The sequence below is a fragment of the Paractinoplanes durhamensis genome, from assembly GCF_016862175.1.
In the GTDB taxonomy this organism is placed as follows: Bacteria; Actinomycetota; Actinomycetes; order Mycobacteriales; family Micromonosporaceae; genus Actinoplanes; species Actinoplanes durhamensis.
In genome coordinates this window covers 160,994-185,180 of record NZ_BOML01000058.1, presented here as the reverse complement: position 1 = coordinate 185,180, position 24,187 = coordinate 160,994, and the positions used below count along the sequence as shown (strand labels likewise).

The window sequence follows — 24,187 nt, the reverse complement described above, 5'->3', positions numbered from 1 at the left end:
GCTTCTTCGAGGTCGGATAGCGTGAGGTGGCACATGCGGGACGGTCGCGCGAAGGGGAGCACGTGGAGCTGTTGCACTCGGGGAAGGTTCGGGACGTCTACGCCGATGGCGATGACCTGCTTCTCGTTACCTCGGACCGGATCTCGATCTATGACGTCATCCTTCCCACCCCTATCCCGGACAAGGGGAAGATTCTCACTCAGCTCTCGCTCTGGTGGTTTGAGCAGCTCAGTGATGTCATCCCCAACCACGTCATCTCCAGCACTGACGTGCCGAGTGAGTGGGCCGGCCGGGCCATCCGCTGTGAGCGGCTCGACATGGTCATGGTGGAGTGCATTGCCCGCGGCTACCTTGCCGGCTCTGGGCTCAAGGAATACGAGCGGGACGGTGCTGTCTCCGGTGTTGCGCTTCCGCCTGGGCTGATCGAAGGGTCTCAGCTTCCTGAGCCCATCTACACCCCGACCACCAAGGCCGCGGTGGGTGAAGGGCATGACGAGTTCATGACCTTTGCTGACGTTCAGGCCAAGGTGGGGGACGACGCTGCCGAGGAACTTCGGAACGTCACCCTCGAGGTCTATCGGCGCGGGCAAGAAGTTGCGGCCACCAAGGGCATCATCATTGCCGACACCAAGATTGAGCTCGGCATCGCCAAGGACGGCACCCTCAAGCTTGGGGACGAGCTGCTCACGCCGGACTCGTCGCGGTTCTGGGCGGCCGATGAATGGAAGCCGGGGGGCACTCAGCGCTACCTCGACAAGCAGTTCCTTCGGGACTGGTCCGGCTCGCTCACCGAGTGGGATCGCACGGATCCGGGGCCGGAAATCCCTGAAGAAGTTGTTGCGGCCACCCGTAACCGCTACATCGAGGTCTATGAGCGGCTTACCGGCGAGTCCTGGAAGTAACGCTCAGTTGGCGACGCCGGGTCGGCGGCGCTGGGGTGGCCATACGGCCTCGCTGGTCACGCTGGCCCGTTTTGACATCAAGTGGACCCCGTAGGCCACGCCTACCGCGGCCAGCAGCAAGCCCGTCCATCCACCGAAGACTATGCAAATCGGGGCCGCGGTCCACAGCAGAACGGCCAATGCCAGGTAGCGGTTTCGCTTTGGCTTGGCCAGGCGGTCTATTCGGCGGCTGAAGACGGGGTCGTCCTCTCGCAGGCCGCTCACCAGACTGTCGAACCTTGCCTTCTCGTTCGGCTCCAGCATGCGGGTCCACCTCCACGGACATCCCGACGCGCCTTTTGTTGCCCGTCGACCTCCCCGCGAAACGCGGGCGTTCGCCATCTGCCGAACCACCTTCAAAGGCTTTTTGAGTACGCGTCTCAACTTTCACAACCGCACCTCTGGTTGCCCCCAGCCGCTCAAGCCCAGGACCGCACCCAAAAAGGCCGGCTGATCAGGCAAGCTGCGATCATGAGTCGTGACGGGTCCGAGGTTCGGCTGCGTGCGTGGGAGCACGCCACCGCGTACCCGTTGACCGGTCTTTCTCTGCTCTTCATCGCGGTCTATGCGTGGCCGGTGCTTCAGCCGGATCTGGATTCGACCTGGCGGAATGTCTGCGAGCTCGGCGATGTGGTGATCTGGAGCCTGTTCTGCATCGAATATCTGATTCGGCTTCGGCTGGCGCGCAGCAAACCGCATTTCGTCCGCACCCACTGGTTCGACCTGGCCGTGCTGATCCTGCCGGTGCTGCGCCCGCTCCGAGCGTTACGCCTGCTCAATGCTCTCCGCGTGCTCAACCGCCACGCCGTCGCCTGGACTCGGGGGCGGCTGGCCGTCTACGTGATCTGCGCGTCGTTCCTGATCGTGCTGATGGCGGCCCTGGCCGTGCTCGACGCCGAGCAGGACCGCTCGGACAGCCTCATCAACTCCTACCCGGAAGCGCTGTGGTGGGCGGTCTGCACGATCACCACGGTCGGCTACGGCGACCTTTATCCGCAGACCATCGAGGGTCGTCTCGTGGCGGTGACCCTGATGTTCGGCGGCCTGGGTCTGATCGGCTTCACCACCGGGTCGCTGGCGAGTTGGCTCGTCGAGCGGCTCTCCGACGCGGATCGGCCGGCCGGCACCGCCACCCGCGCCGACATCGCCCTGCTCCTGCACGAGATCCGCAAGCTTCGCGCCGAGGTCGACAGCCTGAAAGCCGACCGAACCGCCGAGCCCAGCACGGCGCCGCCCGGCCAAGATCCCTGAGGCCGGCCACGGCGGCAACTGCCCCAGCGTTGGCGCCGCGCCCGCCGGTGGCCTGCCGCCGGGGGTGACCAGCGACGGCCGAGGTATCCAGAAGCGGCCGGCGCGGATGTTGCGGTTGGTGGCCCCGTGGCGCGTACCTATATATAGGTCTGCATCATGTGTTGCAGGACGCACGGATTCGGCGTGCGGGACGACCTAGGCTCGGGCTTGTGGATTATGGTCACCCGATCGAGTTCGGGACGTTCATCACGCCCGTCAATGACCCGCCGCAAGCCGCTGTTGCGCGTGCGCAGCTGAGTGAGCAGCTCGGGTTTGACCTGGTCACCTTTCAGGATCACCCGTATCAGCCTGGATTTCTGGACACGTGGACGCTGCTGACCTGGGTGGCGGCGCAGACGTCGACGATTCAGATCTCCGGCAATGTGCTGAATGTCCCGATGCGGCCGGCTCCGGTGCTCGCTCGGGCGGCTGCCTCGCTCGATCTGCTGTCCGAGGGGCGGCTCGCGCTCGGGCTCGGCGCGGGGGCGTTTTGGGACGCGATGGTGGCTATGGGGTTTCCGCGGCGGACGCCGGCCGAGTCGGTGGAGCAGCTGGCCGAGGCGATGGAGGTGATTCGCGAGGTCTGGCGGGCCGACTCGCGTGACCAGCTCCGGGTCGACGGGAAGTATTACCAGCTCAAGGGGGCCAAGCGTGGGCCGGCGCCGGCGCATGACGTGCCGATCTGGCTGGGGGCCTACAAGCCGCGGATGTTGCGGCTGGTGGGGGCCAAGGCCGATGGGTGGCTGCCGTCGCTCGGCTATCTGAAGCCGGGGGATCTTGCGCGCGGGAACGCGATCATCGACGAGGCGGCCGCCGGTGCGGGGCGGGATCCGCGGGAGATTCGCCGGCTGCTGAACATTTCCGGCGAACCGGGGAAAGGGGCGGCGCAGTGGGTGGACGAACTGTTGCCGCTGATCCTCGACGATGGCGTCGGGACCCTCATTCTTGGCAGCGATGACCCGCTTGAGCTGCAGCGATTCGCTGAAGAGGTCATTCCGGCGGTGCGTGCGGAACTCTCCACCCGAAGGACGAACGCCGGGCCGGTGCGCAGCGCTGTCGCGCTGGCGGCACGCCGGGAAGGCATTGACTATGACGCGCTTCCGGCTTCGCTGACGGCGGTCGAGCCGGGCGATTTCGGCTACGCGAAGGTTCGCTCCACCTATATGCGCGGCGGTTCGCCCGGCCTGGTGATCAAGGCGCGGGACGTCGAGCAGGTGGTGACCGCGCTCGCGTTCGCCCGCGAGCAGAAGGTGCCGCTGGCGGTGCGCAGTGCGGGGCACGGGATCAGCGGGCGGTCCACCAACGACGGTGGCATCGTCATCGACCTGTCCGAAATGCGCGACATTTCGGTCCTGTCGGAGGCGGATCGCCTGGTCCGGGTCGAGGCCGGCGCCCGCTGGAAGGACGTGGCGGCGGCGCTGGCCCCGCACGGGTGGGCGCTGTCCAGCGGTGACTACGGCGGCGTCGGGGTCGGTGGGCTGGCCACGGCCGGCGGCATCGGCTGGCTGGCCCGCGAGCACGGCCTCACCATCGACCACCTGCGCGCCGCCGACCTGGTGCTGGCCGACGGTTCGCGAATGCACGTCAGCGAGACCGAGCACCCGGACCTGTTCTGGGCGGTGCGCGGCGCCGGCGCGAACTTCGGGGTCGTCACCTCGTTCGAGTTCCAGGTCGACGAGGTGGGGGACGTCGGGTTCGGGCAGTTCGTCTTCGACGCCTCCGACACGGCCGGCCTGCTCGAACGCTGGGGCGCCGCGATGGAGGCGGCACCCCGCGACCTGACCACCAACCTCATCGTCGGTGCGCCGCGGCGCGGGCAGTCGCTCGCCCAGGTGTACGGCGTGGTGAACTCCTCCACCCCGGACACGATCATCGAGCGGCTCACCCCGATCGCCGAGATCGCGCCGCTGCTCGACCAGCAGGTCCAGTTGGTGCCGTATGCCGGGGTGATGAACGTGCCGGACGCGCCGCACGAGGGCCAGGGGGATCCGGTGGCCCGCTCGGGGCTTATCGATCATCTAACGCCGTCGTTCTGTGCCGCCGCTGCGGCCCTGATCAACGCGGGTACGGCCTACTTCTTCCAGATCAGGTCGGTGGGCGGCGCGGTCGCCGACGTGCCGGAGGTTGCCACGGCGTATTCGCACCGGGCAGCGAACTTCTCAGTGGTGGCATTCGGGGCATCTAAGTCGAGATTGGACGCTGCCTGGGCCGAACTGGCCACCCACTTCCGCGGTTTGTACCTCTCGTTCGAGACCGATCAGAGCCCGGAGCGGCTTGCCGAGGCCTGGCCACCTGCGACTTTGGCCAGGTTGCGGGCTCTCAAGCGGGAGTACGACCCGGCGAACGTGTTCCGTGACAACTTCAATATCGACCCTTTGGGTGATTAGCGTCCGCCGAGCGGCCTGCCGCACCCCTAAAAAGTCACGTTGAGTGACCGTTTCCTCGATCTTGAGTTCATCAGGTTCACTCGATAGATGCCGTGAATTCGCACTCCGGACAGTAACTGTCCGCGTGGAAACAAAAGGAGCCGGCGCATCTGCGCCGGCTCGGTTGGATCAGTGCGGGTTATAGGGAGTTGGACGGCGACATGGGCCGCTTGGGCCAGGCGGCGCCGGATCCGCATCCTTCACACGCCAGCTGGTCTCCGCACGCGGCGCACCAGTCGTTGGTGCGTCGCAAATACCACCCCAGGGCTACGCCACCGAGAAGACTGAGCAGGCCGACGATGGCCGCCACGGTTACTGCGCCGGTCATGCGGCGGAACCTCGCACCGGGAGGCCGGTCGGTGTCATCCGGCGACCGACGATATTGCGGTCGCGTTTGTCGAGCGCAGGGTCTTCCGAGGAGCGCACGCTCACATAAGGAGCAGTGAAGGTGTCGACCCCGGTGCCACGGTGTGCGCCGGGCCGATAGGTCACCGTCACTGCGCGGGGAGAGCTCGCCTCGATCACACCGGCCCGCCAGCCGTCGCGGTAGACCCAGACTCGGTCGGACGGGTGATAGCTGTCCGCCGGGGCCACATCAGCGGGGTCACGCTGCGGCGGCGCGACTGTAGGGGTGTTAGGCGGAGGTGTGGACATCGAGCTGGCCCTCCCAGGTCTCGGAGACTCCGTCGTCAGGCTGGCGAAACAACGCCACCCAGATCGCGCGCGTAAGCCGAGAAGCCGAACTATTCAGCACGCTGTGTCAGCAGGTGGTGCGGGTGTGTCCGTTATCATCCTCGCCGACGGAGGCGTTCGCAAGGCCGGATGCACGTGCATTTGCATCGCGTGGATGCCTCGGGCGTCACCCTCCGGAGATAAGCTGGTGCTGTTTCGTTGTGGACGATCTCCCCTTTAGGATGCGTAGGGACTGCGGCCGGCAGCCCCCAAGACAGCGATGACGAGGAGTCAGGTGAGCGCGGGTTCGCAGGAGGAGGCACCGGGCAGCGGCCCTACAGTGCTGCGCATCCTGCTCGGCGCCCAGCTCCGCCGCTTGCGGGAGGCCAAGACCATCACCCGGGAAGATGCCGGGTGGGAGATCCGCGCCTCGGGTTCGAAGATCAGCCGCATGGAGCTAGGGCGCGTCAGTTTCAAGGAGCGTGACGTCGCCGACCTGTTGACCCTCTATGGCGTCAACGACAAGGCCGAGCGCGAGGCTCTGCTCGTGCTGGCCCGCCAGGCCAACAACCCGGGCTGGTGGCAGCAGTTCAGCGACATCCTGCCCGGCTGGTTCCAGTCCTACTTGGGCCTGGAGGCCGCGGCCTCGCTGCTGCGCACCTACGAGGTCCAGTTCGTCCCGGGTCTGCTGCAGACTCCGGACTACGCGCGGGCCGTCATCATGCTCGGCCACGCCGGCGTCACGCCGGAGGAGATGGACCGCCGGGTCGAGTTGCGCCGCCAACGGCAGCAGATCCTCGACCGGCCGGATGCCCCGCAGCTGTGGGCGGTCATCGACGAGGCCGTGCTGCGCCGCCCGATCGGCGGCGTCGAGGTGATGAAGGCGCAGATCGAGTTCCTGATCGAGGCGTCGAAGAAGCCGAACGTTCGTCTGCAAATCATCCCCTTCCACGCGGGCGGCCACGCCGCCGCCGGTGGCCCGTTCGCCATCCTGCGCTTCCCGGAGCCGGAGCTGCCCGACGTGGTGTACGTCGAGCAGCTGACGAGCGCCATCTACTTGGACAAGCGCGAGGACGTCGACCAGTACGCGATGGCGATGGAGCGGGTCTGCATCGACGCCGAGGCGCCGAACCACACGCCGGAGATCCTCGGCAAGCTCCTGCACGAGGTCGGCCGCCCGGCCTAGTAGGTCCCGGACAGCACTCAGGCCCGCCGATCGGCGGGCCTGAGTCTTTTATGGCCGGATTCTCCGGTGGATCGCGGGCTCGTCGGCCCGGTCACCGGGGTCAGGCGAGCAGGTTGTCGAAGTCGCCGTCACGAACTCCGCCGAGGAAGGCCTCGATCTCGGCCGGCGTGTAGATCAGGGCCGGGCCCTCAGGGTCCCGCGAGTTGCGCATGGCGACATCGCCGTTGGGCAGCAGCGCAGCCTCGACGCAGTTGCCGCTGGGGTTGCTGCGCCGGCTCTTCTGCCAGGTGACACCGTCCAACTGGCCGGCGGGGATGCCGTTAACCGCGTTCATTCGAAACTCCCTTGGTTTGCTCCGGTCGGGGATCGTCCGGAGGCGGCGGTCTCTCGTGGCTACGGCCAGATCACGCGTTGTGCAAATGCACGTGCATTTGGCCTTGCGTACTCACGTGATTGTGAGCATGATAACGCACGTACACACCTCAATGGGTGTCACTTACGGTGACATCTTTGGGTGACGGGTCGGTCGCGGAAACGGCGTCTGCGGCCTCGACGCGAGGCTCCCTGGCGGGGGCGTCCGAGCGAGAGGTGGCGAGCATGTCGATTCCCAACATCGGCCCCGAGCATGCGGATCCGAGTGACCCCGATGGAGTGGAAACACAACGTCGGGGAAACCCGTCCGTCGTCTATCGCGACGAGCCACTGATGGATGACATGGCCGCGGCTACCACGCGTGCCAGCACTGTCACCCACCGCTTCGGCGGGGTCAGGTATGCCCTGACCCGCCCCGATGCCACGGCGATCGATCCTCGGTCGTCGGCCGAGGAAGGTGATTCCGACGCGCGCGAGTGACCTCGTCCGCTGCGCGCGGGGCCGACGTGCCGGGCACCTTCCCGGTCCGCCGGTTCCGGTGCCGACGGCGCTGATCTTCCGCGGCGGCCGGCTCCTTCCGCGGCAGCCGCGCTGGCCCGCGCAGGAGTTTGCCGAGTCGGACTACCATCATGGTTCTGGCAGCCTTCGGTTACGCATCGTGCACATCGAGTGGGAAAGCTCGGTCGTGCGCGATGGCACCACGTGGCTCGTCGCCGAGGTCGACGAGCTCGATGCGGCCGGTCATCCGGCCGGCCGCCGCCACATTCTGATTCGCGCGGAGCGACTACCGGCCCCGCTGGCACGCAAGCGACCACGATTGCGGGTGTAAACGCCGTCACACCCGTGAGCGCCCCGCAAAGGCGCTCGCCCGACGCCGGTCGGGCGGTCCGGTTCCCCCGTGCCAGGCCGCTCGACCGGTCTCAACCCGCCGCTACGCCACGCCGGCGATCGCGCCGTCCGGCCAGGACGGTCGTGGTCAGGGGATTGGCCGGTGAGGCGCAGCGGCGGGGACGGCTTTACCCCACATATAACTGGGGGTCAGGGGCCCGCTCGCCCCTGACCCCCGCCTAAACCCAAGCCGTTACGGCTTCCGTGCGACCCCGGCCCAGTAGTAGGCGGCCTCGGGGTTGTCCACCGCCGTGTCCGGGCGCCAGCTCGACACCGGCACCAGGCCCGGCTCCAGCAGCTCCCAGTCGCCGAAGAGGCGGCGCACCGCCTCCTGCGAGCGGGCCACCAGCGTCATGCCGGCCCCGGTCGCGGCGTTCACCGCCTGCTCGACCTCGGCCGGCGCGAAGTCGGCGGTCGGGTGCGTGATCGCCAGGCAACTGCCGGACGGCATCGCGTCGCGCAGCGCGCCGACCAGCGACCACGGGTCGTCGGCGTCGGCCAGCAGCATCAGGACCGCGATCAGCGTGAGGCCGATCGGCTCGTCCAGGTCGAGCGTGTCCTTCAGCGCCGGGTCGTCGAGGATCGAGCGCGGGTCGCGGATGTCGGCCGAGATGTACTCGCTGCGGCCCTCCGGCGTGCTGATCATCAAGGCGCGGGCGTGCACCAGGACGATCGGGTCGTTGTCCACATAGACCACTCGCGACGACGGCTCCAGTTGCTGGGCGATCTCGTGCAGGTTGGGCCGGGTCGGGATGCCGGTGCCGATGTCGAGGAACTGCTTGATGCCCTCCTTGGCGACCAGATCACGGGCCACCCGGTGGACGAACTTGCGGTTCTCGCCGGCCATGTAGCGCATGCCGGGGATCGCCTTGATCATCGCCTCGCCGACCGCCCGGTCGACCGCGAAGTTGTCCTTCCCGCCCAGCCAGTAGTCGTAGATGCGGGCCGAATGGGGCACGTTGGTGTTGACTCCTGGCGGCGCAACCTCGTTGCTTCCGTGCATGACCCCTCCCAGCGCCGACGGGCGAACCTCGCCGACCCTCGCGCGGGTCGACATCCGTCAGTGTCGTCAAGGGTAGCGGTTCGACCTATGCGTGTTCACCGGCGTCGACCCAGATCAACATTACGGAGCGGAATCGCAGCTCACGCCGCGGATGCCCGGCGGTTCCGGCCGGATCCGGTCGCCGATGACACCACCCGGTCGCGTCCACCGTGCTTAGCGGCGTACAAATGACTGTCCGCAATGGACAGAAGGGCCGCCTGGGTGGGTTTCGCGGCGTCTCCGGCGCCGGCCACGCCAATGCTCACGGTAACCGGAAGACCGGCGGTGAGTGGCGCCCACTCGTGACCTCTGATCATCCGCCGGAGGTCGTCCAGCGCCGCGGTGGCGCGGTCGATCGGCGTCCCCGGCAGGGCCAGCAGGAACTCCTCGCCGCCCATCCGCACCACGAAACCGCCGGGCGCCATCTCCGCCAGCGCCTTCTCCAGCAGCCGGGCCACCTGCACCAGCACCAGGTCGCCGACGTCGTGCGAGAGCTGATCGTTGATCCGCTTGTAGTGGTCGAGGTCGATCATCGCCACGGTCAGCTCCGGGTCCGACTCGATCAGGCCGGGCAGCTGCTCGTTGAGGAACCGGCGGTTGCGCAGCCCGGTCAGCGGATCGCGGCGGGCCTGCTCGCGGAACCGCTCGGCCTCCTGCCGGGCCTCCGCCGTCTCGAACATCGCCTGCCTGGTCCGGGCCTGCGCCTCGCGCTGGATCGAGTGCTGCCGGGTGTGCGCCGCGAAGAACTCCTTGTGCGCCGCGTACGCCTCGGCGAACTCGCCCTGCGCCGCGTACAGCTCGGCCTGCTCCTGATGGAGCCGGACCTGCACATGGCCGAGCGCACGCTCGGCGCAGAGGCGCCGGGAGGCGTTGAGGCTGCGCTGCGCCCGGGCGTACGCACCGAGGCCGCGCTGGGCCCGGGCCAGGGTGAGCAGGTATTCGGCCAGCGCGTCGGCGTCGTCCTGGTTGCCGTCGTGGTGGTTGTCGAGGCAGGCCAGCAGGGTGCGCTCGGCCTCGGCGAACTGCTCGTTCTCGATCTGGATCGCGCCGATCGTGTCGAGCAGGGCGGCGTCCAGCTCGAAGCCGTGCCCGGCGGCGTGCCGCTGCAGCCGGGCCGCGACCTGCTGGGCCATCTCGTGCTGCCCGGCCGCGAACTCGGCGTACGCAAAGTTGTTGAGAACCGCCAGTTGCAGATCCGGACGCTTCAGACGGCGCGCGAGGTCCGCGGCCTGCCGGTAGCGCAGGCGTGCGGCGTCCATCGAGCCGGCCAGGCTGAGCGCGTCGGCGAGCTTGGCCAGATGCCAGATCCGCATGTGGTCGGTGGCGGTGTCGTCGAGCAGCTCGACGCTGAGGATGGAGTGCTCCAGGCACTGGGCGGCGTCCCCGAGATGCCGGTGGATGTTGGCCCAGACCAGGTGGGTGCGGGCGGTGAGCTGCCGGGCGTTGTGCTCGACCGCCCACTGGTGCACCTTCCAGATCCGGCGGGCCGCGCCGGGCAGATCGCCGGCCCGCATGTGCAGGTTGGCCTGGCTGAGCCGGGCGCGTGCGACGAGCAACTCGTCGCCGAGGGCCTGGGCGTCCCGCTCGAGCCGGCCGGCCTGCTCCAGCATGGCCTCGGCGTCCCAGTTGATGGCGTCTTCGAGTTCGAGCAGGGCGGCATCGAGATCCCCGTTCAAATCCGCCGCCTCTCTCGTATGCGCTCCGTTCCTGAAGGCTAGCTCTGGGTAAGTGGAAGATCCCAAGCACGTGATCGGGCACACGCTTCAAGGGGTTCAGCGGGTGAGAGCCGGAACCGGGGCCTCGGCGCTCGAGGCGGCGGACGAGTCGAGGTCGACCGTCGAGCGCAGCGCGGTGGGCTTCATGAACAGCGCGGCCACCACGCCGACCACCGCGATGGCGGCCGAGATCAGGAAGATGTGCCCGGTGGCGTCGCCGTAGGCGGCGCGGACCACGTGCTGAGCGGCCTCGGGCAGGGCGCTGATGTTGAGGCTGCTGCTGCCGGAGGATGCGCCCCCACCCAGCTCCGCGGTGACCCGGTGGGCCAGGACCGCACCCAGCACCGAGACGCCGATGGTGCCGCCCAGCGAGCGGAAGAACGCGATCGTCGAGCTGGCGGCGCCGATGTCCTTCAGCGACACGGTGTTCTGCACGGAGAGGACCAGGTTCTGCATCGACATGCCGACACCGATGCCGACCAGGGCCATCGCGATGCCGACGTACCAGAGCGGGGTCTCGTGGTCGAGCATCGAGAGACCGGCGAAGCCGGCCACCAGCACGAGCGTTCCGGCGACGATGTACGGCTTGATGTGCCCGGTCTTGCTGATCATCCGGCCGGAGATGGTGGAGGAGACCAGCACGCCGGCCATCATCGGGATGGTGAGCAGGCCCGCCTCGGTCGGGCTGAAGCCGCGGCCGATCTGGAAGTACTGGCCGAGGAAGACGGCGCCACCGAACATGGCCATGCCGACCGACAGGCTCGCGATGATCGCGAGGGCGGTGCCCCGCTTCTTGACGATCTCCAGCGGCACGACCGGCTCGGCGACCCGGGTCTCCACCCAGATCGCGATGGCGAGAAGAACAACACCGAGACCCACCATGGCGTACGTCTGCCAGGACAACCATGCGAACGAGCTGTCCACGAACGACACCCAGACCAGCAGCACACTGACGCCGGCCGCGATGAGGGCGGCACCCACGTAGTCGACCTTGACGTGCTCCCGCCGGATGACCGCGAGGTTGAGCGTCTTCTGCAGCACGACCAGGGCGATCACCGCGATCGGCGCACCGATGAAGAAGCACCAGCGCCAGCCGAGCCACGCGGTGTCGACGATCAGGCCGCCGAGCAGCGGGCCGCCGACGGTCGCGACGGCCATCACGCCGCCGAGGTAGCCGTTGTACCGGCCGCGCTCCCGCGGCGGGATCATCGCGGCGATGGCGACCTGGACGAGCGCCTGGACGCCACCCATGCCGAGGCCCTGGAACGCGCGGGCGGCGATCAACTGGCCGGCGGTCTGGCTGAAGCCGGCGATGATCGAGCCGACCACGAACACCACGATCGAGATCTGGACCAGCAGTTTCTTGCTGTACAGGTCGGCGAGCTTGCCCCAGATCGGGGTGGAGGCGGTCGCGGTGAGCAGGCTGGCGGTGACCACCCAGGTGTACTGGGTCTGGGTGCCGTTCAGCGACCCGATGATCTTCGGCAGCGCGGTGGAAACGATGGTCGAGCTGGCCATCGCCACGAAAAGCACCAGCAGAAGGCCGGAGAGCGCCTCCATGATCTGGCGGTGGGACATGGGTTTCGCGCTCATCGCGCAGCCTCCAGCGGGTTCTTCAAGTGGTTGGCAAATACAACTATCGACCAACGCTGCTCACTGAGCAATATTTCCCATTGAGAACCGAGTCACACGCCGGTACGCTCATCCCATGAGCACGACGGCGGAGCCGGGGCTTCGCGAGCGGAAGAAGGCCGCCACCCGGCAGGCCCTGCATGAGTCGGCGGTCCGGCTGGCGACCGAGCACGGCCTGGACCGGATCACGGTGGAGGCGATCGCCGACGACGCGGGTGTTTCCCGGCGGACGTTCTCCAACTACTTCAGCAGTAAAGAGGAAGCGCTCATGCACGGCGACCTCCAGCGCATCCAGCGCCTGCTCGACTCGTTCCGCGGCCGGCCGGCCGCCGAGTCACCGTGGGCGGCGCTCACCGCGGCCGCCGCCGACTTCAACCGGGAAGTGGGCGACCTCGACCCGCAGATGGTGGCCCAGGGCCGGCTCCTGCGGACCCATCCGACGCTCTTCGCCGCCCAGATGCAGACGTTCGCCGCGGTCGAGCGGGATCTCGCGGCCGAGGTCTCGGCCCGCCTGACCGAGCCCGACCCGCGTGGCGTACGGGCGCGGATGACCGCCGCCGCCTTCCTGGTGGCGCTGCGCGTCTCGCTCAACATGTGGCTCGACGCCCCGACCGCGGCGACCCGGTGGGAGTTCGCCGAGGAGGCGCTCGCCAACGCCGGCCGCGGCCTGGCGTAGACGTACGAAAAAACGCGGCTCCGGGTTGGGGGACCCGGAGCCGCGTTTCTCTTACTTTGGGGATGAGAGGAAAGCTCTAGCCGGTGAAGCCGGCGAAGATCTTGCTGAACTCGAACGGCGTCTGGCTCACGTTCGTGCACTGGAAGAGGGCACCCGTGCAGGCGTTCTTGTCCCGGTTCGCCTCCCAGTAGGAGACGAAGCCGATGTGGTTGGCGTTCGCGAAGGCGACCAGGTCCCGCGCGTCGCTCTGCAGGAACTTGCCCTGGTCGTCGTTGACCCCCAGCATCGGCGTCACGCCGACCATCTTGAAGGCGGCCGCGTCGCTGTTGCCGTACAGCGCCTTGATCTGGTCCTTGGTGGACTTGACCGCCTGGATGGCGAGGTCGCCGTAGTCCTGGGCGGAGCGGCCGTAGTCCATCGCCATGATGTTGACCAGGTCCAGGTTCACGCCGGCGTCCTTGGCCGACTTGACCACGTTGACGCCGTCCGCCGTCAGGCCCTCCGGCAGCACCGGCAGGGTCAGCGAGATCTTCAGGCCCGGGTTGGCCTTCTGCAGGGCGGCCAGCGCGGTCGACCGGCGGGCGATCGTGGTCGGGTCGGCCACCGCCGCACCCTCGATGTCCAGGTCGATGTACTTCAGGTTGTAGGCGGTGACGACCGCCTGGTACTCGGCCTGCAGGGTGGCGACGCTGGTGCAGGCCTGGGCCAGCTCGATGCCGGTGGCACCACCGAACGACACCTTCACGTCACCGCCGGCCGCGCGGACCGCCGCGATCTGGTCGGCGAACTGCTTCTGCCGCGGGTCGAACGCGTTGAACCAGCTGGCCTTGCAGCCCGCGCTGGTCACGAAGGCCAGGCTGAACGACTTGACGTTCCCGCTGGTGCCGAGCTGGGCGAGGGTGGTCGAGCCGTTCGAGAGAAGACCCATGTCGACGTACGGGGCGACCAGCACACCGCCGGTCGACGGGGTGGTCGGCGCGGTGGTGGTCGGTGCGACCGTGGTGGGGGCCGTGGTCGGCGCCTTGGTGGTCGGGGCCGTCGTCGGCGCGGTGGTCGGCCGGGTCGTCGTGGGTGCGGTGGTCGGCGTGCCGCCGGCGCAGGAGACCCCGTTGATCGTGCAGCTCACCGGGCTGCCGCTGCCGGCCACGATGAAGCCGAACTCGGCCTTGGCGCCGGCCGCGATGGTGGGCGCCCAGCTCGGGTTCTTCGCCGTCGCGGTGCTGCCGGAGACGGTCACCGTGGCGTCCCAGAAGCTGCCCAGCTTCGCGGTCGACGGCAGCCCGAAGGCCAGCTGCCAGCCGCTGACGGCCGCGCCGGTGCCGTTCGTGATCGTGTACTTCGCCTGGTAGCCCGAACCCCAGTCGCTGTCCTTGGTGAAGGTTGCGCTGAGGACGCCCGCGGCCTTGGTGGTCGGGGTGGTGGCCGCGACGGCCGCGCCGACGCCACCGCCGACGGCGAGGACGGCCGCCGAGGCATAGATGGCGAGACGCAGACGGCTGCGTTGCATGGGTGACTCCGATCGCAGGTGGTGACGACGGGAGTCGATTCTCGGCCGGTCTGTAATTAAGGGACCTTGGCTTGACCTTAAACAACTTTAAATGTCATCAGCGGGCGGCCAGGCCCTCCAGCAACAGCGTCAACTGACGTCGCCAGGCGTCCGGCTCGGTCGACCGCTGGAGCACGCCGGCGTTGGCCCGCATCAGCAGGCTGATGTCGCGGCGGTTGAAGTCGGCGCGCAGCACCCCGGCGCCCACCGCCCGCGCGATCACCTCGGAGGCGCTGCGCTGGGCGGCCGTGCGCAACTCGGCGAGCCGGTCGTCGTCGTCGAAACTGGTGCTGACCAGCAGCTCGGACAGGCCGCGGTCGGTGGCCTGCAGCTCGAACAGCCGAGTCAGGTAGCTGGCGAACGCCGCCCACGGATCCGACTCGAGCATGGCCGACTCGGCGATCTGGACGTAGGCGGTCATCTGACCGGCGAAGACCGCGGCGATCAGGTCGCGCCGGGTGGGGAAGCGGCGGTACAGGGTGGCGTTGCCGACGCCGGCCCGCCGCGCGATCTCGTCGAGCGACGCGTCGAGACCCTGTTCGCCGAACACCTCCCGGGCGGCGGACAGCAGCGCGGTGCGGTTGCGCTCGGCGTCCGCGCGCAGACGATGGGGCATAGGGGACAGGTTACGACAGACCGGGGAAGCATCCCCGGTTGGTGCTACGTTGCCCTTGATCAACGATGATGTGGCGCAGGAGGCCCAGATGCAGACCACCGAAGTGCAGATCCCGGCCCCGGACGGCACCGCGGAGGCGTACCTCGTCAAGCCGGACGGCGACGGACCCTTCCCCGGCGTCCTGTTCTTCATGGATGCCTTCGGCCTGCGGCCGAGGCTCGCCGAGATGGCCGAGCGGATCGCCGAGCGCGGGTACGCCGTGCTGGTGCCGAACCTCTTCTACCGCAGCGCGAGCGGCCCGCTGATCACCCCGGAGGAGCTGACCGACGCCGCGAAGCGCGACGCCGCCTTCGGCCGGCTCGGCCCGATGATGCAGGCCCTCACCGGCGAGCGGATCGTCGCCGACACCGGCGCCTACCTGGACTTCTTCGCCGCCCAGCCGGGTGTCTCGGCCGAGCCGGTGGTGCTGGTCGGCTACTGCATGGGCGGCCGGAACGGGCTGCGGGCGATCACCGCCTACCCCGACCGGATCAAGGCGCTGGCCAGCTTCCACGCCGGCGGCGTCGTCACCGACACGCCGGACAGCCCGCACCTGTCGGTCGGCGCCATCACCGGCGAGGTCTATTTCGGGCACGCCGACAACGACAGCTCGATGACCGCCGATCAGATCAAGGCGCTCGAATCCGCCTTCGACGAGGCCGGCGTCACCTACACGTCCGAGGTGTACGAGGGTGCGCCGCACGGCTTCACGATGAGCGATACCGCGATGTTCCACGCCGAGGGCGAGCAGCGGCACTGGGTCGAACTGTTCGCGCTGCTCGACCGGATCTAGTTGGCGTAGAGGCCCGGGAAGTAGCGGTCGGTCGAGGTCACGTCGTACACCTGGCGGACCTCGGTGATCCGGCCGTCGGTGACGGCCAGGAACTCGATCATCCGGGCCGTGCCGAACGGCGCCGTCAGGTCGTAGACGATCGCGGCGCCGTCCTCGGCGTCCGTGCGCCCGGTCATCGTGACCGAGTCGGCGAAGGCCGAGATCCGATGCTGGACCTGCAACAACTCCTCGTCATCCACCGGTGCGTCGAGGTTCCACTCCACCTCGGCGTCCGGGGCGAGCAGCTTGCGCACCGCGGACTGGTCGCCATTGATCCACGACCGGGCCCAGAAACCGACGACGTCCATGAGGGGCTCCTTCAGCTGGCGACGCCGGCCTGCGGCCGGGCGGGCATCGGGTCGGGGAACTGGCCGTGGCCGAGCAGGGCGGCGGTGGCCTGGGCAATGCGACCGGCCGCGAGTCCGTCGCCGTACGGGCTGCCGTTGGCGGACATCGAGTCCCGCCGCAACCGGCTGTCCAGCAGCGCGGAGATCTCGGTGACCAGCGCGTGCGTGGTCGGGTCGACCTGCCGGGCGCTCCCGGCGTGCAGCGCCTCGGTGAGCCCGCGGCCGTCGCCCGGCACCAGCACCGGAACCCCGGCGGCCAGCGCCTCCTCGGCCAGGTCGAAGTCGTCGGCCAGCACCAGGTCGGCCGCCGCGACCAGCCGCGCCCGGTCCGGGGTGGACACCTTCGCGCCGATCACGTCCAGGTCGTGGTAGCGGGCGGCCAGGTCGAGCATCGCCTCGCGGACCGGCTTGTCGTGCGCGTCGTCCACGCCGACCAGCAGCACCCGGTGGGGGCGCGGGGTGCCGGCCGCCCGGAGCCGGGCCGTCATCATCCGGGCCGCGTCGACCGCGGTGCCGCCGGTGAGCAGCACGTCGCCGGCCACCACGGACTCGTCGAGCAGGTTCATCGCGGTCAGCGGCGCCGCGGTCAGGTGCACGGTGGTGACCTGGGCGAGCAGTCGCCGGTCGGCGTCGACGCCGTCGGCCATCGGGGTGCCCGAGCGCCGCCCGGCGTCCATGTGCAGCACCGGGATGCGCCGCCAGTACGCGGCCAGCGCGGCCGCCAGGTTGTCGCCGCTGACCAGCACGGCGGCCGGGGTGCGGGCCGCCCACAGCTTGTCGTAGCGGCCGACCGCGGTGGCCAGGTCGGCGCCCGCCGACAGCGTTTCGTCGGAGGCCAGGCCGAGCGAGATGTAGGTGCGGGACACGTCGGTCGGGTCGGCACCGCCGGCCAGCAGGACCGGGGCGAGCAGGCCCTGGGCGCGCATGGCGGCGGCAACCGGGACGAGGCGGATGGCCTCGGCACACGTGCCACCGGCGAGGTGGACTTCGGGCAGCGACATGGATTCTCTCTCCGGACCAGCTCGGCAGGAACTGGGGGAACGCTATGCAGTCACGGAGGGTGAATCAAGGCCACATCACTTTGTGTGTCCGAACGGCCTAACCCAGACATCTCAGGCCGGGCATAACCGGCGAAGATCGGGCATCCGGGCAATACTGAGCGTGGTGTCGACGGGCAATGCCGACACCACGGAGCGTGAGAATCGCGCCTAGGCGGGAGGCGGCTGGTTGAGCAGCGACGGGTCGTCGCGCAGCAGCGCCGCCAGCCGGCGGGCCGCCATCTCGGTCTCCTCCGGGCGCTCCACCTTCAGCGGAATCGGCTTCGGCAGCGGCGTCGGCATGCCTCCGCGCTGCGGCTGCGGTTGCTGCGGGATGTGGCTGCCCGCGCCGTTGCCGAACGACTCGGCGTGGATGCGGCGGGTCGTCTCCTGAGCCTGCGGCGGCACCGGTGGCGGCGGGGTGGCCGCGAACGGGTGCGGCGGGTACTCCGGGTACTCGGGGGCGGCGCCGCGGGACGCCATGCCCAGGTCGCGCATCCGGGCACCCAGGTCGCGCGAGTCCTCACCGACGCCCTGTGCGGCCTGCGATTCGTGGGCGTAGTGCTGCGGTTCGCCCGGGGGACGGTCGAACGATCCGTAGCGGCGCTCGGCCGTGTCCGAGTCGGGGTAATACGTCTCGGCGGGGGCGTGGCTCTCCGCGTACCCGTAATTGAGCGGGCCGTAGCGGTCCTGGTCGTCGTGGCTGGGAGCCGGCGAAGCCGGGGCGAAATATGACTCCTCGACCACCGCGTCGTCGATGTCGATGTCGAAGTCGGCGTGCCGGGCGGCCGGCGCCGCCTCGGGGGTGGGCACCGCGGTGTCCGCGGAGACCTGGACCTGGCCCTCGGCGAAGAAGAAGTGCAGGAGAACCGGTTCGCCGGCGCCCTCGGCGCCGACGGTCACGCCCAGCTGCGGGTGACGGGCCACGACGGCCGCGATCGCCTCGACCAGCTCGGAAATTGCCGGTGACGGGCCGGAAGTATCCCCGGAAGCGCGTCGGCGCAGCTCATCACGGCGCGCGAGCTTGTCGAGCGCATCGTCCAATCCGCCTCGCACGTCACCGTCCTTCCTCTACGGGGAGAGCCCACCACCACTCTGCCCGCTCGAAGGCCGATTTGAAAACCTCGATCTGTGCGAGGAGACCGACACCCTACGTACGCTGTGCCCGGATGGCCTTGTCGAGCGCCTGATCGAGGACCACGAGCAGGGCGTCGCGCACCGACGCCCGGAAACGGGCGTCGAACGACAGCACCGGGACGTCCTCGCGTACGGCGAGCGCCCAGCGGACCTCTTCGAGGCTGTACGTCTGCTGGCCGTTGAAGGTGTTCACACCGACCACGAAGGGCAGTCCGGCCCGCTCGAAATAGTCCACCGCCGGGTAGCAGTCGTCGATCCGCGCCGTGTCTACCACTACCAACGCGCCCAAAGCGCCCTTGATGAGGTCGTCCCACATGAACGCGAACCGGGGCTGGCCGGGCGTGCCGAAGATGTAGAGCTTCAATGTCTGGTCGATCGTGAGGACGCCGAAGTCCATCGCGATCGTGGTGGTGGTCTTCGTGACCGCCTGACCCGGGTCATCGATGCCGACCGCTGCCGCGGTCATCTCCGCCTCGGTGGTGAGTGGGGCGATCTCGGAGATCGCTCCCACCGTTGTCGTCTTTCCGACACCGAAGCCGCCGGCCACGATGATCTTCACCGGGACCGGGGCCTTCTTCGGCCGGTCGTTGCCCACGCGGGCGGAGCCGCGGGCGCGGTCAGCTGATTGCTCGAAGTCCACGGATCACTCGCATGATGGTCTCAGGGTCGGGGGTGTCGTTGTCCAGCACGTGGACATCCAGTTGGCCGGCGGCCCGGAGGTCCCCGACGAGGATTCGGGTGACGCCCAGGTGCAGGCGCAGCCGGGCGGAGATCTCCGCCACGGACAATGGGTCGCCGCAGAGCGCCACGATCGCGCGCATCTCCGGCGAAAGCCGCACAGGTGCGGCGGCGTGGTTGACGGTCACCTGGGTCTCCATCCCGATGTCGGGATCGGCGCCGTCGGTACGTCCGGACGTGATGACGAACGGACGCAGTGTCGTGGTCTGCTCGTCGGCCGGCGACATCTCGCGCCCGGGTGTCGGGCGGTAGCCGCCGGCCGCGTGCGGGCCAGACTGCAGGAAGGGTCGGACGCTCGGCCGAGCCGGTGGCGCCGGGTCGTCGGGGTCCGAGTAACTCATTGCTGAACGGCGTTCTTCAACTCAGCGATCAAACGCGGGCTCAGCGCACCGCCGGCGCGCGTCGCGAACAGAGTCATCTCGTAGGCAAGGGTGCCGAGGTTGGCCGACCGGTCCGCGATGACACCCAGCACCGAGCCGGCGCTGATCGCGGTGACCAGGAGGTATCCCTCGGCCATGTCGATGATGACCCGGTTGAGAGCGCCCAGCCTGTACCAGCTCGCCGCCCCGCCGGCCAGGCTGGTCAGACCGGAGACGACCGCGGCCAGGCGCTCGGCGTTCGGCCGGTCCTTGATCGCGGACATCGCCATGAGGAGGCCATCGGAGGAGACGGCGATGGCTTCGATCACACCCGCAGTGCCGGAGGTGAACGAGTCCAGCAGCCAGTTGAAAGTCTTCGCCTCGGCGCTCAGCTGGGGCTGACCGTAGCTCTGACCGTTGCCGGTTTCCGTGTAGGGGGAAGTCATCGCGGTTGTCCCTCGTGTTGTGGCTGAGTTTCATTCAGTGCGAGTGCGACTCCGTACTCGAACTGCTCCATGAGTGCTCGTGCGGCATCCGGATCGAGCGGAGGTGCCGGAGCAGGCGGGGGCGGCGTGTTGTGCGCGTCCCGCGGCAAGGTGGCCCCCGGAACCCGGCGGGCGAGGGGTGCATGACCGGCCGACGGCGGGGCTGTCATCTGGGTCTCGGCGACGTCCCACTGGGCCCGGTTGACGCCGGCTTCGAAGGCGTCGAACGCGGCCCGGGCGGCCGTCGCGTCGTCCTGGGACGGCGGAGCGGCGGGCGCCGGCCGGCCGGTCTCGGTCGGCAGCTGGCTGCCGGGAACCCGGCGCCGGAGCGGCTCACCGGTGCGTTCGGCCGGCGGCGCCGGCGTCTCGGCCGGCTGATACGGCTGGTAGGGCTCCGGCTCGGGGTACGCCTGGGGCTGTGCGTACGGCTCCGGCTGCTGGTAAGGCTGCTGGTAGGTCGGCTGGCTGTACGCCTGCGGGGCCTGAGTCTCGTACGGGTGCGGGGCTTCGTACGGGTGCGGGGCCTCGTAGGGGTACTGCTCGCCGTTGCGCTGGCGCGGGATCATCGGCGCGGCCTCGGCCGGGTTGTTGTCCCAGGACGGCTGCGGCGCCTCCAGCGGGTGCTGGTTCCACGCGGACGGACCGGCCGCGGGCAGCTCCGGCAGCGAGGCCGGCACCCGGCCGGCCACCGGCGCACCCAGGTCGTACGCCGGCTGCGGGGCAACCGGCTGCTGGTAGACGGTGGTCGGCGAGTAGACCGGCTCCGCGTCGTAGACCGGCTCGGCGTCGTAGGCCGACGGCGCGGTCAGCGCCGGACCGGTCTCGGACCGGGCCGGGGCGGCGAAGGCGTTCCACGAGTGCCCCGACTCGAGCGTGCGGGTTGCCCGCTCGAGCACGTTCGGGTCGAACGGCAGCTGGCTGCCGGGCACCGAGGACCGGGCCGCGGAACCGGCAACCACCCGGGCGAACTCGGCCGTGTGGTAGCTCGGGGCCGCGCCCGGCACCGCGTCGAACGGCGACGGCGGCATCGACGTGCTGCTCGGCACCCGCGAGATCAGGTGGGTCGGGGTCAGATCGACCCAGACCGTGACGCCACCACCGGGGGTGTCGGTCAGGGTCACCTCGATGCCGTGCCGGCGGGCGAGCCGGCCGACCACGAACAGGCCGAGAACCTCGGTGGGCACCAGGTCGAGGCGCTCACGACGGGTCAGCCGGGAGTTCTCCTCGGCCAGCCGCTCGGGGGTCAGGCCGAGGCCGTTGTCGATCACCGCGAGACGGGCACCGCCGCGCAGCTCGGTCGCCGAGATCAGCACCCGGGTCTGCGGCGGGGAGAACGCGGTCGCGTTCTCCATCAGCTCGGCGAGCACCAGGGTCAGGTCGGCCAGGACGGCCGGCATGACCACGATCTCCTCGGGAACCTCGACGTCGACCCGGGTGTAGTCCTCGATCTCACCGAGGGCGAGCCGGACGACGTCGGAGAGCGGCAGCGGCGCGATGTGCTCGTTCGCCCCGGCCCCACCGGAGAGCACGACCAGCGAGGACGCGTTCCGGCCGAGACGGCTGGACATGTGGTCCAGACGGTAGAGGTCGCCGAGCCGCTCGCTGTCGGTCTCCTTGCGCTCCAGGTTGTCGATCAGGGCGAGCTGGCGGCCGACCAGGTTCTGGGTACGCCGTCCGACGTGCCCGAACATCTGGGCGACGTTGCGGCGGCCGAGCACCTGGCGTTCCACCAGCCGGGCGGCGGTGGTCTGCACCCGGTCGAACGCGCGGGCCAGGTCGCCGATCTCGTCCTGGGCCTCGACATCGACCGGGTCGAGGCGGATCGGGCGGACCGATTCCGCGTCGTCGTCGGCGACCCTTTCCAGCTCGGCCTCGGCGGCGCGGGCGATCCGGTCGGCGGAGCCGGTGAGGCGGCGCAGCGGCCGGGCCACCGCGCGGGCCATGAAGATGCTCAGCGCGATAACGATGAGCAGCAGGAGGAACGAGCCACCACCGATGAGGAAGGCGTCCCGGAGGGCGGTGTCCCGGTTGTTGGTGGCGATCGTGTTCACGTCCGCGGCGACCCGCTTCTCCACGAAGCCACCGAGCACGAGCACCGACCGCAGCGACGGGAACAGCGTCTTGATCTGCAGCTGCTGCACCGCGGTGGCCGGGTTGGTCGCGGCTTCGGTGAGGAAGTCGGAGCCGACCCGGGCGGAGAACGCGTCCTGGGCGCCGAGGTACAGCTTGTACTGCGCGTCGGTGAAGAACGACTCGGCGTTCGAGATCACCTGCTGCAGCTGCACCAGCGTCGAGTAGAAGAGGCTGACGAAGCCGGCGTTCTTGGTGATCGTGGCGACCGTGAGGTAACCGGACGCCTGGCTGATCATGTCGTCGGTACGCAGCGCCTGCTCGAGTGCGAACACCTGCCGGCCGACGCTGGTGGTGAGGTCGGCGGTCGAGGAGAGCGCCAGCCCGTTGATGATCGGCGTGATCACGTCGGTGAACTCGGTGACCAGGACGTCCGGCCGGATCGCGTTGTTGAGCACGTTCTGCCGGGTGTTGTCGAGCCGGGACGCGCTGCGCAGGGCGCGGCGCAGCTCCTTGCTGACCGGCTGGTCGCCGCCGTCGCTGACCCGCGCCACCGCGTCGGTGGCCCGGGCGCTCTGCACGGCCAGCTCGGGCTGCTGGATCAGGCCGAACAGGAAGCCGATCGAGAGGAGTCGTTCCTCCTGAAGCTCCTGCACGGCAGTGCTGACCCGGGTGGCGAGCTGGACGGCGTCCGACGTCTTCTGCGCGTCCTGCGCGTCACTGATACGCGTCACGATGATCGGGACGCTCAGCGCCACGACACCGAGCAGCGGTACGAGAACAAGAAGGGCGAGTTTGCCCAGGATTCGGAGTTTACCGAAGAGCACCGGATCGCTCCCGCCGTGGGTCGTTGTCGCCGAAGGCCGGCGTCAGGTCGTACTGCCCGCCGTAGGGTGCGGCCGGCCGGTTCGTCGGGATGTCGCGGGTCGACTCACCCACGCCGGTCGACGGGCCGGACGCCGCCTCCTCGGTGTCGCGCCGGCGGCCGAGGATCGGCAGCACCAGGGCGGCGAGCACGAGCAGGACGGCCAGCAGGCCCATCGCGATGGCCTCGCCGCGCCGGTAGTTCAGCGAGCTCGACCGGTCGTCGAGGAGGTTGGCCATCTCCTTGAGGGTGACCCCGGCCAGCGCGTTCAGCGCGGTCTGCAGGGCGGTCTGCGCGGTCGACATGGTGGCGACGTTCGGGGTACCGCCCGGGTTCGCGCCACGGGTCATCGACTCGACGCCGCGGCGGAACGAGTCGAGCGTGGTGACCAGGCCACCGCTCAGCGTCGGGCTGCTGGTGTTGTCGACCGCGGCCTGCAGGCTCCCGGTCAGGGCGTTCACCGAGTCCTGCACGGCGAGCACCTCCTGGCCGAACTGGATCGCGATCGTGGTGCGGGCCTGGCCGGTGACGAGCGGCAGGGCCTGCGCGAAGTCGGCCATCCGGCTCACCCGGATCACCGTGGCCGGCATGTCGACGGCCGCCGCCTGCTGCAGGTTGGACAGGTCGCTGTCCGGGTCGCGGTTCAGCTCCGAGTTGCGCCGGACCGCGTCGTAGAGCGCCAGGGCGAGGTCGGTCACCTCGGTGTGCGCCTGCAGGATGGCGACCGGACCGCCGGTGGTCTTGTTCAGCTTGGCTATCTTCGCCTGGAGGTCGGTCCAGCGCTCTTTCGTCTTCAGGTCATCGCCGACGGCCGTGTCGACGGCCGTTACCTTGGCGACGGCGGTGGCCAGCGACTCCGGCGGGGCGGTGATGCCCTGCAGGGCCGAGGACTGCGACTCGGCGAGCGCGCTGACCAGCGGCGCGAGGGCGGTGATGTATTCCACGCCCTGCTTCTCGAGGTCGGTCTGCGAGCGGGCGTCCGAGTTCTGTTGCCAGACCCGTCCGAAGAGGACGGCGGTCGGCACAAGTACCAAAACCGTCAAAATTACCGCAAGAGCGGAACGTAAACGGGTTCGCCGGCTGTTCATTGCTTTCGTTCCTCCGCCTGCAACACGCGTGAGCCGTGGTGACGGCTACTGTCCGTAGCCGGATAAGCGCACGGATCCGGGCCAATCTATCCGAGAATTCCTCAGGAAGAGTCTTTCCAAGGGTCAGAATTCTCTCGGCTGATCGGGGGATGCGACCGCTGCCGTCGTTGGTTGTAGCGCGCGTCTCA

The 24,187-nt window shown here is 69.2% G+C and carries 23 protein-coding genes; 8 read left to right on the top strand and 15 right to left on the bottom strand.

All coding sequences use genetic code 11. The features are described from left to right. The first annotated feature begins 62 nt into the window (after window positions 1-62). A complete protein-coding gene (locus Adu01nite_RS36275; protein WP_203733817.1) occupies window positions 63-902 on the top strand; it encodes a phosphoribosylaminoimidazolesuccinocarboxamide synthase in 840 nt (279 codons plus the stop codon). Between the two features lie 3 nt (window positions 903-905). Here Adu01nite_RS36275 and Adu01nite_RS36270 read toward each other — a convergent pair whose 3' ends face one another. Beyond that, window positions 906-1,205, bottom strand: coding sequence for a DUF3040 domain-containing protein (locus Adu01nite_RS36270; protein ID WP_203733816.1), 300 nt, complete (start codon window positions 1,203-1,205; stop codon window positions 906-908). A 207-nt stretch (window positions 1,206-1,412) separates the two neighbouring features. On the opposite strand from Adu01nite_RS36270, the gene Adu01nite_RS36265 reads away from it, so the two are divergent. The 3 genes from Adu01nite_RS36265 (at window position 1,413) to Adu01nite_RS36255 (ending at window position 6,515) form a co-directional block, all read left to right on the top strand. Beyond that, a complete protein-coding gene (locus tag Adu01nite_RS36265) occupies window positions 1,413-2,192 on the top strand; it encodes a potassium channel family protein (protein ID WP_203733815.1) in 780 nt (259 codons plus the stop codon). 158 nt (window positions 2,193-2,350) lie between these two features. After that, the gene (locus Adu01nite_RS36260; protein ID WP_239132959.1) at window positions 2,351-4,618 is read left to right on the top strand and encodes an LLM class flavin-dependent oxidoreductase; all 2,268 of its coding nucleotides are present in this window, start codon (window positions 2,351-2,353) and stop codon (window positions 4,616-4,618) included. A 1,006-nt stretch (window positions 4,619-5,624) separates the two neighbouring features. Beyond that, window positions 5,625-6,515, top strand: a complete 891-nt coding sequence (locus Adu01nite_RS36255) for a Sco1979 family transcriptional regulator (RefSeq protein WP_239132958.1) — start codon at window positions 5,625-5,627, stop codon at window positions 6,513-6,515. Between the two features lie 100 nt (window positions 6,516-6,615). Here Adu01nite_RS36255 and Adu01nite_RS36250 read toward each other — a convergent pair whose 3' ends face one another. Then, window positions 6,616-6,849 carry a DUF397 domain-containing protein gene (locus Adu01nite_RS36250; RefSeq protein ID WP_203733813.1) on the bottom strand — a complete coding sequence of 78 codons (234 nt, stop codon included), beginning with the start codon at window positions 6,847-6,849 and terminating at the stop codon, window positions 6,616-6,618. A gap of 263 nt (window positions 6,850-7,112) precedes the next feature. On the opposite strand from Adu01nite_RS36250, the gene Adu01nite_RS36245 reads away from it, so the two are divergent. Both Adu01nite_RS36245 and Adu01nite_RS36240 read left to right on the top strand, forming a co-directional pair. Further along, window positions 7,113-7,367 carry a hypothetical protein gene (locus Adu01nite_RS36245; RefSeq protein ID WP_203733812.1) on the top strand — a complete coding sequence of 85 codons (255 nt, stop codon included), beginning with the start codon at window positions 7,113-7,115 and terminating at the stop codon, window positions 7,365-7,367. A gap of 58 nt (window positions 7,368-7,425) precedes the next feature. Continuing rightward, window positions 7,426-7,716, top strand: coding sequence for a hypothetical protein (locus Adu01nite_RS36240; protein ID WP_203733811.1), 291 nt, complete (start codon window positions 7,426-7,428; stop codon window positions 7,714-7,716). A gap of 252 nt (window positions 7,717-7,968) precedes the next feature. On the opposite strand, the gene Adu01nite_RS36235 is transcribed toward Adu01nite_RS36240, so the two are convergent. The 3 genes from Adu01nite_RS36235 to Adu01nite_RS36225 form a co-directional block, all read right to left on the bottom strand. Beyond that, complete coding sequence (locus Adu01nite_RS36235; protein ID WP_203733810.1) at window positions 7,969-8,778, bottom strand: SAM-dependent methyltransferase; 810 nt, start codon at window positions 8,776-8,778, stop codon at window positions 7,969-7,971. 140 nt (window positions 8,779-8,918) lie between these two features. After that, window positions 8,919-10,493, bottom strand: coding sequence for a GGDEF domain-containing protein (locus Adu01nite_RS36230; protein ID WP_203733809.1), 1,575 nt, complete (start codon window positions 10,491-10,493; stop codon window positions 8,919-8,921). A gap of 96 nt (window positions 10,494-10,589) precedes the next feature. Continuing rightward, on the bottom strand, window positions 10,590-12,125 hold the full coding sequence (locus Adu01nite_RS36225) for an MDR family MFS transporter (protein ID WP_239132957.1): 1,536 nt from the start codon (window positions 12,123-12,125) through the stop codon (window positions 10,590-10,592). Window positions 12,126-12,240: 115 nt separating this feature from the next. On the opposite strand from Adu01nite_RS36225, the gene Adu01nite_RS36220 reads away from it, so the two are divergent. Then, window positions 12,241-12,840: a TetR/AcrR family transcriptional regulator gene (locus Adu01nite_RS36220; protein WP_203733808.1), complete on the top strand. Its 600-nt coding sequence runs from the start codon at window positions 12,241-12,243 to the stop codon at window positions 12,838-12,840. Between the two features lie 76 nt (window positions 12,841-12,916). On the opposite strand, the gene Adu01nite_RS36215 is transcribed toward Adu01nite_RS36220, so the two are convergent. Next, window positions 12,917-14,347, bottom strand: coding sequence for a glycoside hydrolase family 18 protein (locus tag Adu01nite_RS36215; protein WP_203733807.1), 1,431 nt, complete (start codon window positions 14,345-14,347; stop codon window positions 12,917-12,919). Window positions 14,348-14,444: 97 nt separating this feature from the next. Next, window positions 14,445-15,002 (bottom strand): TetR/AcrR family transcriptional regulator, encoded by a 558-nt coding sequence (locus tag Adu01nite_RS36210; RefSeq protein ID WP_203733806.1) that lies wholly within the window; start codon window positions 15,000-15,002, stop codon window positions 14,445-14,447. Between the two features lie 88 nt (window positions 15,003-15,090). Here Adu01nite_RS36210 and Adu01nite_RS36205 point away from each other — a divergent pair, with 88 nt between their 5' ends. Next, window positions 15,091-15,834 (top strand): dienelactone hydrolase family protein, encoded by a 744-nt coding sequence (locus tag Adu01nite_RS36205; RefSeq protein WP_203733805.1) that lies wholly within the window; start codon window positions 15,091-15,093, stop codon window positions 15,832-15,834. Here the strand turns inward: Adu01nite_RS36205 and Adu01nite_RS36200 are convergent. From Adu01nite_RS36200 to Adu01nite_RS36165, 8 genes are all read right to left on the bottom strand, one after another. Then, on the bottom strand, window positions 15,831-16,181 hold the full coding sequence (locus Adu01nite_RS36200; protein WP_203733804.1) for a nuclear transport factor 2-like protein: 351 nt from the start codon (window positions 16,179-16,181) through the stop codon (window positions 15,831-15,833). The two genes, Adu01nite_RS36205 and Adu01nite_RS36200, sit on opposite strands and share 4 nt — an antisense overlap. A gap of 11 nt (window positions 16,182-16,192) precedes the next feature. After that, window positions 16,193-17,221 carry a UDP-N-acetylglucosamine 2-epimerase gene (locus Adu01nite_RS36195; protein ID WP_203733803.1) on the bottom strand — a complete coding sequence of 343 codons (1,029 nt, stop codon included), beginning with the start codon at window positions 17,219-17,221 and terminating at the stop codon, window positions 16,193-16,195. Window positions 17,222-17,428: 207 nt separating this feature from the next. Then, window positions 17,429-18,313 (bottom strand): hypothetical protein, encoded by an 885-nt coding sequence (locus tag Adu01nite_RS36190; RefSeq protein WP_203733802.1) that lies wholly within the window; start codon window positions 18,311-18,313, stop codon window positions 17,429-17,431. A 94-nt stretch (window positions 18,314-18,407) separates the two neighbouring features. Then, entirely contained in the window at window positions 18,408-19,034 is a 627-nt protein-coding gene (locus tag Adu01nite_RS36185; RefSeq protein ID WP_239132956.1) for a GTP-binding protein, read from the bottom strand. After that, a complete protein-coding gene (locus Adu01nite_RS36180) occupies window positions 19,012-19,473 on the bottom strand; it encodes a DUF742 domain-containing protein (RefSeq protein WP_203733801.1) in 462 nt (153 codons plus the stop codon). Before Adu01nite_RS36180 ends, Adu01nite_RS36185 begins: the two co-directional genes overlap by 23 nt. Further along, a complete protein-coding gene (locus tag Adu01nite_RS36175) occupies window positions 19,470-19,937 on the bottom strand; it encodes a roadblock/LC7 domain-containing protein (protein ID WP_203733800.1) in 468 nt (155 codons plus the stop codon). Before Adu01nite_RS36175 ends, Adu01nite_RS36180 begins: the two co-directional genes overlap by 4 nt. Then, the gene (locus Adu01nite_RS36170; RefSeq protein ID WP_203733799.1) at window positions 19,934-22,873 is read right to left on the bottom strand and encodes a sensor histidine kinase; all 2,940 of its coding nucleotides are present in this window, start codon (window positions 22,871-22,873) and stop codon (window positions 19,934-19,936) included. Before Adu01nite_RS36170 ends, Adu01nite_RS36175 begins: the two co-directional genes overlap by 4 nt. After that, window positions 22,860-23,936 carry a hypothetical protein gene (locus Adu01nite_RS36165; RefSeq protein ID WP_203733798.1) on the bottom strand — a complete coding sequence of 359 codons (1,077 nt, stop codon included), beginning with the start codon at window positions 23,934-23,936 and terminating at the stop codon, window positions 22,860-22,862. Before Adu01nite_RS36165 ends, Adu01nite_RS36170 begins: the two co-directional genes overlap by 14 nt. Between the last annotated feature and the right edge of the window lie 251 nt (window positions 23,937-24,187).